The organism is Bradyrhizobium sp. AT1 (assembly GCF_001590795.1).
GTDB lineage: Bacteria > Pseudomonadota > Alphaproteobacteria > Rhizobiales > Xanthobacteraceae > Bradyrhizobium.
The window spans coordinates 1-2,026 of sequence record NZ_JXDL01000008.1 but is presented as its reverse complement, the minus strand read 5'-3'; the positions used below and the strand labels follow the sequence as shown (position 1 = coordinate 2,026).

3 protein-coding genes are annotated in these 2,026 nt (G+C 68.0%); 2 read left to right on the top strand and 1 reads right to left on the bottom strand.

Annotation, left to right across the window (positions count from 1 at the left end):
* A partial coding sequence (locus tag SE92_RS35465) for a hypothetical protein (RefSeq protein ID WP_084251992.1) occupies positions 1–181 on the bottom strand: 181 nt, incomplete at its 3' end.
* A gap of 181 nt (positions 182–362) precedes the next feature.
* Between SE92_RS35465 and SE92_RS34670 the strand changes: the two genes are divergently transcribed.
* Both SE92_RS34670 and SE92_RS34665 read left to right on the top strand, forming a co-directional pair.
* Positions 363–1,085 carry a response regulator gene (locus SE92_RS34670; protein ID WP_063203938.1) on the top strand — a complete coding sequence of 241 codons (723 nt, stop codon included), beginning with the start codon at positions 363–365 and terminating at the stop codon, positions 1,083–1,085.
* A partial coding sequence (locus SE92_RS34665; protein ID WP_063203937.1) for a sensor histidine kinase family protein occupies positions 1,085–2,026 on the top strand: 942 nt, incomplete at its 3' end. The genes SE92_RS34670 and SE92_RS34665, both read left to right, overlap by 1 nt.

The following is a 2,026-nucleotide window of genomic DNA, read 5'->3' as shown; positions in this document are numbered from 1 at the left end:
CAGGACCGGTGCGTGTGGCGCTGCGCGTGCAGCTGCCATTGGCGCAGCTGCCGCGCACGGCGACGCTCGAGGTGCCGCGCGGCCCGCTCGCCGTCGCCGACCGCGTCCAGGCATTGGCATCGGCTGCCGCGGCAACCGAGAGGGTGCCGATGACGAGTGAGGTCAGGAAGAACTTGGTCATAGTCGTCGTCTCCTTGTGGGGGCTGCCGTAAGCGGGAGCCAAGGGGGAGACTGGTCGGGCCGCGTCTGCGGCACATTGCGGGCACGAAACGATTGTTATGGCTTTGTCGGCCTCGTGTAACACTATGTAACAAGAGGGCCCGCGCCCTTGCTTGACGCCGGCCATTGCCCACAATGCGGTCATGAACACGCAAGCAGCCACGATTCTCATGGTGGAGGACGACCCTGAGATCAGCCGCCTCGTCGCCGACTTCATGCGGCGCGAGGGGTTCGATGTCGCCTGCGTCGCCGACGGCAAGGCGATGGACCAGATGCTCCAGCGCCTGCGGCCCGACCTCGTCATCCTCGATCTGATGTTGCCGGGCGAGGACGGGCTTTCGATCTGTCGTCGCTTGCGGGCGGACGATTCGCTTCCGATCCTGATGCTCACCGCCAAGAGCGACGAGATCGATCGTGTCGTCGGTCTCGAAATGGGCGCCGACGATTATCTGACGAAGCCGTTCGGGCCGCGCGAGCTGCTGGCGCGCGTCCGTGCCATCCTCCGTCGTGCCGGCGGAGCACCGGCAAAGCCGCTGGTCCGGCGCTTCGCGTTCGACCGCTTCGTCATCGATCTCGATTCGCGCAGCGTCGAGACCGTCGAGGACCCGATCGCGGCGCTGCAATTGACCAGCGCGGAGTTCGATCTGCTCGGCTGCTTCGTGCAGCGCCCGCGCCGGGTGCTGACCCGCGACCAGATCCTCGACTGGACCCGTGGACGTTCGGCCGAACCGTTCGACCGCACCGTGGACATGCTGATCTCGCGGCTGCGCAAGAAGCTCGACGGCGCCAGTCCCGGCTCCAACCTGATCACGACGGTGCGCAATGGCGGCTATCTCTTCACCGCGACCGTGAAGCAGGTGTCGTGATGCTGCGCGTGACGCTCGCCGCCCGGCTGGCTCTGATCGGACTGGTCGGATTCACGGTGGTGGTCACCGTCGTCCTGGCGATCTTCTATCGGACCACGGTGCACGAGAACGAGCTGACGCGGCCTTCGCCGGCGCGGCTCGATGCGCTGGCAACGCTGCTCGAGCGTACGTCCGGCGACGCGCGGCAGGCCGTTCTCGATGCGGTGTCGTCGCCGCAATTCATGGCGCGGATCGTACCGTCGGGCACGCCGGTTGCCGGCGAGACGCCGCCGCAGCAGGCACAGTTGCGCGAGACCTATGCGGCCGGCCTTGCGGGCCGCGCGGTGGAGATCGTATCTCCGCCCGATCATCGCGCCAGCCGTCTGTTTCCCCGTCTCGCACGGCTGATGGCCAATGCCGTCGAATTCCGCATCGGACTGCGCGGCGGCGATCTTCTCATCATCGATGCCTATACCCGCCTGCCGGTGACCCCGTTCGGCCTGCCCGTCGGCTTTGGCGCCGGCCTGTTCGGCTCGATCGTGGCGCTGCTGGCGCTGATCGTCATGCAGCGCGAGACGCGACCGCTGGCGCAGCTCGCCGCGGCGGTCGATCGGGTCGATCTGTCGGCCGATCCTCCGACGCTGCCGGACGCCCGCCGCAGCGCGCCGGAAATCCGCGCCGTCATCGCCGCGTTCAACCGCCTGCAAGGCCGCCTCGCCGAGATGTTGCGTGCACGCATGACGCTGGTCGGGGGCATCGCCCATGACGTCAGGACGTTCGCGACCCGGCTGCGGCTACGGGTCGAGCACATCGCCGACGATGCCGAGCGCCAACGGGCGGTCGCCGACATCGACGACATGATCCGGCTGCTGGACGATGCGCTGCTGTCGACGCGGGCCGGCGCCGGCGGCCTGTCACAGGAAATGGTCGAGCTCGCTGCGCTGATCGGCGTCGAGGTGCAT

Excerpts from the sequence above, each read along its gene's own strand:
- SE92_RS34670 (WP_063203938.1), top strand. The coding sequence starts at position 363 with ATGAACACGCAAGCAGCCACGATTCTCATGGTGGAGGACGACCCTGAG.